Source organism: Williamsia sp. (assembly GCF_036566845.1).
Classification (GTDB): Bacteria; Actinomycetota; Actinomycetes; order Mycobacteriales; family Mycobacteriaceae; genus Williamsia.
Genome location: NZ_DATCVM010000045.1, coordinates 1 through 6,413 on the forward strand (window position 1 = coordinate 1; position 6,413 = coordinate 6,413).

Here is a 6,413-nt window from a genome sequence, read left to right on the forward strand (position 1 = left end):
GCGACCGGTATCGACGACCAGACGCACGGCCTGCTCGCGATACTCCGGGGTGTACTTCTTGCGCTTTCCCGACACGGGAACATCCTCCCCGCAGGACCAGCAGTCCCGCGATCAGATGTCCACCTTCAGGGGTCAACCCCAGAACTCTTTAGCGTGGGGGTTTCTTGCGAAGTCGACCGTCTGCAGGTGAGCAAGTTCGTTGAACCGCAACCCATACGAGTAGGCGATCTTGAACATCACGGCGTCGCGGTATGCGGGCAGCCAACCCTTTCTGCGCGAAGCTACGACGGCAGATACCTGCTCGTCGGCATGATCGAAGAAGTCTTGAAGTTCGCGCTTGGTGAATGCGCGTTTCTCGGGTTGGGCCTCGTTCTCCTGGATGTGTCGAGCGGTGTTCCAGTCGAAGAAGACCTGGGATGGGTGGGTCCCGAACAGTGCTTCGCACACGCGGTCCCAGCCGTAGTCCGAATTGCTGACATAGGAGCAGAACTGTCGCAGGCCGACCTGGTACGAACGGATCGACGACTGGGCGAGTTTGTGGATACTGCGAAGATCGCCGAAGAACTCGTCGACCATGGCGACGGTCCAGGTCCATGGGAACTCGTTCGAGTGCTCAAGGAAGCGCTGCACCTGCTTGATGCGGGCGTCGATAGTCTCGAACTGCAGATTGCGGCTGAGCTGCTGGTTGCGCCAGCCCTGGAGCATTTCGGCGACTGTCTGTTCTTCGGGGTGCAGGGGCCTGACCGCGTCAACGAGATATGCACGTCCGACGTCGTCGACTGCCACCCGAAACTCCTGCCATCTGGTATCAACAGATGAATCAATGATTCATCTGTTGCATCATCAAGTCAAGACCCCAGGTCAGCGTGTCGCCGGGACTGCCACGGGCGTAGCGAGCATGGCTGCCGATACGAGTCCGCAGAGCGGGGACCGTGGGCGGAAAGTGTTGCAACGCAGCCGAAAGCGACGGGAGGAGTGGTGGCCAGCGAGTGGCCAGGTGTCCGTTCCGGGTTTATTTGTCATGCTCGAAGAGACTGTAGGCCAACATTATTGGATCGATTCGAACGAAGCTGTCCGAATCAAGATGACACTTCCGTAGATCTCCGATCTGTATGCCGTTTCGTGGCTGAAAACCGTTGTCACGGTGGCTCGTAAACGTGGGCTCGCAAACTTGGTTGACAGCCTCGAAAAGTCGAGGGCGCCCATAGGGAAACATCAGCTGGCACAGCATCTGACGTGGGCGTCGTCCACCCCAGGCGAGGGCCAGCGCCAGGCGGGTCAGTTCTTACTCGCCGCTCTTGCTAAACGGTTCGGTTGCGTGGTCATCCGGGTTTGGTGCTTTGTGCGTTTCTGGCCGCGGGGTGGGTGTGGGTGTAGGCGTGATTTCTCGTTTTGGGGCAGGCTGGGCGATGGGTCGGCGCATCGCGCCGCCGGCCGGGCTCAGCCGGGCTGGATTTGCATGACTACGGCCTTGGGTTCGGTGAAGAATTCGCGGCTGAAGGTGCCGCCTTCGCGGCCGATGCCCGAGTCGCCGACCCCGCCGAAGGGTGCGCGGAGGTCGCGGATGAAAAAGCAGTTGACCCATACGGTGCCGGCCCGCAGCGCCGCAGAGACCCGGTGGGCGCGGTGCACGTTGTCGGTGAACAGCATCGCGTTCAGGCCGTAGCGGGTGTCGTTGGCCAGCCGGATCGCCTCGGCTTCGGTGTCAAATGGGATCACCACCGCCACCGGGCCGAAAATCTCCTCGCGGCTGCAGCGGGCCTGCTGGCCCAGTCCGGTCACGATGGTGGGCAACACGCCCCCGCTCTCGCCGAGCCCACCGGTGACGATGGAGCCGCCTTCGGACTCAATGGTTTCGACGTAGCCGAGCACCTTGCGGTAGTGCTCCTGGGAGGCCAGCGGCCCGATCTGGGTGGCCTCGTCCTTCGGGTCGCCGACCACCATCGCCTGCGCGGCTTGGGTGAACCGACCCAAGAAGTCGTCGTAGATGTCGCGCTGGACATACAGCCGCGACCCTGCCAGACACACCTGGCCGGTGTTGGTGAAAATCGCCTTGATGGACCACTCGACGGCGACGTCGAGGTCGGTGTCGGCGAACACCACGTTGGCGCCTTTGCCGCCGAGTTCCAAGCTGACTGGTGTGAGGTTGCCCGCCGCCGCCCGGGCGATCGCCCGGCCGGTGCCCGATTCGCCGGTGAAGGTGATCCGGTCGACATCGGGGTTCTCGGTGAGCGCCTGCCCGGCAGAGTCGGGCCCGTAGCCGTGCACTACATTGAACACCCCCGCGGGCATACCGGCTTCGAGCGCAAGCCGCCCGAGAATCGTGGCCGAAACCGGGGTGTCCTCGGCGGGTTTGAGCACCACGGTGTTGCCCCACGCCAGTGCCGGGGCAACCTTCCAGGTCTCGAGCATCAGCGGGAAGTTCCACGGCGCGATGGCCGCCACCACCCCGGCGGGTTCAAACCGGGTGTAGGTGTGGTGGCCGCTGTCCATGGGCAGGACCTCCGCGGTGGCCAGCCGCGCGTGATCGGCGAAGAACCGGAAGTTCGCCGCCGCGCGGGGCACGTCGTTACCGCGCGACTGGCTGATCGGCTTGCCCATGTCGCGGGTGTCGGCCATGCCGAGCTCATCGGCGTGCGCCTCGATCAGGTCGGCCAACCGGTGCAGGATGCGGCCGCGCTCGCCGTATCCCAGCCGCGGCCACGGTCCTTCGTCGAAGGCGCGCCGCGCCGCGGCCACCGCGCGGGCGGCATCCGTGGCGTCACCCAAAGCGATCTCGGCCCACTGCTGGCCGGTGTAGGGGTCGATGGAGGCGAACGTCGCATCCGAGGCCGACTTGACCTCTGCACCATCAATGATGTGCCCGAAAAACTCCGTCACGGTTTCGTCTCCTTCGCTGTCGCCGCGCGTTCGGCCAGGGTTACCCCACCGGCCGACCAGTGGGTGGCCGGGACTTCGCGCACCACCACCCGGATATTGGCCTCCGGCGCGCCGATCGCCCGGTGCACCGCAGAGTGCACTTCAGCAAGCAGCGCCCGGATCTGTTCAGGACGACGCCCCTCGGCGAGCGTGATCTCCACCAACGGCATCACTGACACCTCAACGTGACCGAACCCAGGTTGGAAAAGTCGGCGCTGACCAAACTGCCCGGTTCGACGAACACGGCGTCGGTCATGCCGCCTGTTAACACCACCCAGCCCGGCTCCAACGCCAGCTGCCGCTTGGCCAGCGCGTTGGCCGCCAACGCCAATGCCTCCCCCGGATGGCCCTGCACCGCGGCGCCCGTGGCAGAGTCGACGACTTCACCGTCCACCGCCAACAGGCACGCTTCCAGCGCGAGGTCGAGTTCGTCGGGTTTGCGAGCCACACCCCCGATCACGAACAACGCCGAGGAGGCATTGTCGGCCACCACATCGGGCAGGGTGAACTTGAAGTCGGTATAGCGGCTGTCGATGATCTCCAGCCCGCCATAAACGTGCGATACCGCTTCCATTGCCCGCGCGGCTGTGATGCCGGGTCCGGCCAGCCGCTCGCCCAGCACGAACACGATCTCCGGCTCCACCCGCGGATGAATCAGCTGCTCAATGACCAGCGGCGCGCCCGCGGGCAGCACCATCCGATCGGTCAGCCACGCCGTTGACGGCGAGTTCACCCCCATGCGCTGCTGCTTGGCGCGTGACGTCAGCCCGAGCTTCACTCCGACGATGTGCTGCCCGGATTCCACCTTGCGACACAAGATCTCGTCTTGCACCTGGTAAGCAGTGTCCAGATCCAACCCAGCCCACTCGGCCGTGATCGGGCCGCGATCAACACGAGCAGCCTCCGCGTCCAACAGCACCGCCGCTGCACGCGCCACATCCCATACGTCGATTCTCTGGCCTTCCTCTTGGGCGTTCATCACGACCTACCTCATTTCTTCCGGGAGCGTGCGCGCACGCCCATGGTCGCCGTCGTGGGCTGCGCGCTAGGTATTGCCGCCGGCGGGTAGTGGTCGGTGGCGCGCACCCGGAAAAAGACTCCGACCCTGGGCAGTGTTGTTGGAACCTTCGCGGGGTGCATCGAGCTGCGGGTGGGTGTCAAACGTGTTGCCTGGCCAACACGGCACGCCTCGGCAGCTGGCGCTAGGGCGCCGCTAGCCGGAACCACCCCGAACGTGTGGTTCCCGTGGATGTGCAGGTGTCGCTGTAGTGTGGCCGGTGCGCCTGGGTCGGGATTGCCCGGCCTGACGGGCGGCGAGGATGGTGTGCGAGACCCATGACTTGCGCTCGTCATCGAGTTCCGCCGTGTTTTGTGAATTTGGCCGTAACCGAGCCCAGTCCGCCGAACGCCGCCGTGACTACATCGCCCGCGGTGACCGGCACCGCCGCTGTGACCGAGCCGGGCAGCACGACATGACCGGCTTCGAGTACGACTCCGCGCGGCCCGAGGGTGTTGGCCAACCAGACCAGCGCGTTGAGCGGCGAGCCCAGCACCGCGCCGCCGGCGCCGCTGCCCACCAGCTCCCCGTTGCGGTGCAGCACCCCGCCGACCAACCGCACGTCCACCTGCGCCAGCGGGACGGCGGCGCTGCCCAGCACCACCGCGCCCGAGGATGCGTTGTCGGCGATGGTGTCGACCAGTTTGATTTTCCAGTCCCGGATGCGCGAGTCGATGATCTCCAGCGCCGGGGTTACGAACGCGACCGCTGCCATCGCCTCGGCGACTGTGACCCCCGGCCCGGCCAGCGGCTTGCCGAGCACGAACGCGATCTCGGGCTCCACCTTCGGCGCCAGAAACGCCGACCAGTCGATCGGCTGTGACTCCAGAAAGAACATGGTGTCGGTGAGATGACCGAAGTCGGGCTGATTCACCCCGATCTGGCGCTGCATGACCGCAGAGCTCAATCCCACCTTGTGACCCTTGATCACCGCTCCCTCGGCCAGCCACCGCTGCACCTGGCCCACCTGGATCGCATACGCGTCATCGACGTTCAGGGCGGGAAAGTGGTCGGTCAACGGCTCGATCGGTTCGCCGCTGCGATACGCGCCCAGCAGTAGGTCGATCGCGCACGATCGGGCCTCGGTCGTCATCGTGTGCCTCGCTTGTGGTGGTTGGTGGTCGTGGCGGCGGGCTTGCCGCCTGTTGGTGTTGTGCGCTGGTAGGCGCGGGTCACAGCGTTTGCGCGGCCCCGGGGTAGCGTGTGATGAACCGGTCGGCGTAGAAATGCTCGATGTCGGTGCGGATCTCGCCCATAGCGGTTTCGAGTGCGTCGATCATCGCCGGTGGTCCGCAGGTGTATATGTGGCAGTCGTGCAGGAGCTGTGTGGGTAGCTCGTGTACGGCGTCGGTGACGAATCCACGAGCACCGGTCCAGGCCGATTCCGGCGGCTCTTCCGACAGGACGGCGCGGAAGTCGAACTGACCGTTCCAGCAGCGGCGCAGATCGTCCATTTCGGCCAGGCAATACAGGTCGTGCTGTGTCCGTGCCCCGAACAGTAGGACCGTTTGACGCGCACAGCCCCGGCGGGCGGCGTCTTCGAGAAGCGCCTTGATCGGTGCCAGCCCGCTGCCGCCAGCGACGCAGAGTAGGGGCTGCTCAGCGGGGCGTAGCCAGAGGTCGCCGAACGGGCCGGCCAATTGCAGATGGGCGCCGTCCCTGTTGGTGTCGAACAACCAGTCGCTGAATTGCCCTCCGGGTACGTGGCGGACGTAAAAGGTGGCGCGGCGCCGGTCGGCGTCGTCGGGTGCGGTGGCGAAGGAATATGACCGGGGGCCGGTCAGGCCGTCCATCCGTAGTTCGGCGTACTGGCCGGCGGTGTATTCCAGGTCGTGGTCGAGTGCCACGACGATCTCGGCGATGTCGTGGGTGAGGGCGCGGTGCGCGCTGATCACTGCGTCGGTGTGGACAAGGGGGTGCTCGGGCATGTCCGCGAGCCCGGCGACGTCGAGTTCGATGGAGGTGCGGGCGATGCTCTGGCAGGGCAGGATGTAGCCGTCGCGTAGTTCTTGCGCGGTTAAGGCGATGGCGGAATCGACGATTTCGCGGACTCTGCCGTGGACGAGTTTGGATTTGCAGGTGCCGCATGTGCCGACGGTGCAGCTGTGCGGGAACGGGATGCCGGCGGCCAAGGCCTCGTTGAGGATGGAGTCTTTGCCGGGGACCTCGAATGCTTTGTTGGTGCCGGTGATCGTGGCGGTGCGCGGTCCCTGGTTTTTGCTGCGGGAGAAGAGTTTCACGGTGAGTTGTCCTCGGAGCGGTGGCCGTCTCGGGTCTGGCGGGTGGGTTATTGCTCGTCGGCCAGGAACGCCGCGACCAGACGGTTGAAGGACGCTGCGTGTTCGATTTGGGTCCAGTGCCCGCATTTTCCGAACATGTGCAGTTCGGCGTTGGGGATCAGCTCGAACAGCCGCCGCGAGGTGTCAGGCGGGATGAC

The 6,413-nt window shown here is 65.3% G+C and carries 5 protein-coding genes and 1 pseudogene; all 6 read right to left on the bottom strand.

Features of this window, described 5'->3' with window-relative positions; all coding sequences use genetic code 11:
• Positions 1–141: 141 nt before the first annotated feature.
• A pseudogene (locus VIQ49_RS03985) lies at positions 142–786 on the bottom strand (site-specific integrase); the annotation flags it as partial.
• Between the two features lie 654 nt (positions 787–1,440).
• Positions 1,441–2,880 carry an aldehyde dehydrogenase gene (locus VIQ49_RS03990; RefSeq protein WP_331881038.1) on the bottom strand — a complete coding sequence of 480 codons (1,440 nt, stop codon included), beginning with the start codon at positions 2,878–2,880 and terminating at the stop codon, positions 1,441–1,443.
• Positions 2,877–3,089, bottom strand: coding sequence for a 2-hydroxymuconate tautomerase (locus tag VIQ49_RS03995; RefSeq protein WP_135423436.1), 213 nt, complete (start codon positions 3,087–3,089; stop codon positions 2,877–2,879). Before VIQ49_RS03995 ends, VIQ49_RS03990 begins: the two co-directional genes overlap by 4 nt.
• A complete protein-coding gene (locus tag VIQ49_RS04000; protein ID WP_331881046.1) occupies positions 3,089–3,898 on the bottom strand; it encodes a 2-keto-4-pentenoate hydratase in 810 nt (269 codons plus the stop codon). Before VIQ49_RS04000 ends, VIQ49_RS03995 begins: the two co-directional genes overlap by 1 nt.
• 370 nt (positions 3,899–4,268) lie before the next feature.
• The gene (locus VIQ49_RS04005) at positions 4,269–5,069 is read right to left on the bottom strand and encodes a 2-keto-4-pentenoate hydratase (protein WP_135423437.1); all 801 of its coding nucleotides are present in this window, start codon (positions 5,067–5,069) and stop codon (positions 4,269–4,271) included.
• 79 nt (positions 5,070–5,148) lie between these two features.
• Positions 5,149–6,216 (bottom strand): 2Fe-2S iron-sulfur cluster binding domain-containing protein, encoded by a 1,068-nt coding sequence (locus VIQ49_RS04010; RefSeq protein ID WP_331881052.1) that lies wholly within the window; start codon positions 6,214–6,216, stop codon positions 5,149–5,151.
• Positions 6,217–6,413: the final 197 nt, after the last annotated feature.

Coding starts and splice junctions, on each gene's coding strand:
- VIQ49_RS03995 (WP_135423436.1), bottom strand. CDS start 3,089: ATGCCGTTGGTGGAGATCACGCTCGCCGAGGGGCGTCGTCCTGAACAG.
- VIQ49_RS04005 (WP_135423437.1), bottom strand. CDS start 5,069: ATGACGACCGAGGCCCGATCGTGCGCGATCGACCTACTGCTGGGCGCG.
- VIQ49_RS04000 (WP_331881046.1), bottom strand. CDS start 3,898: ATGAACGCCCAAGAGGAAGGCCAGAGAATCGACGTATGGGATGTGGCG.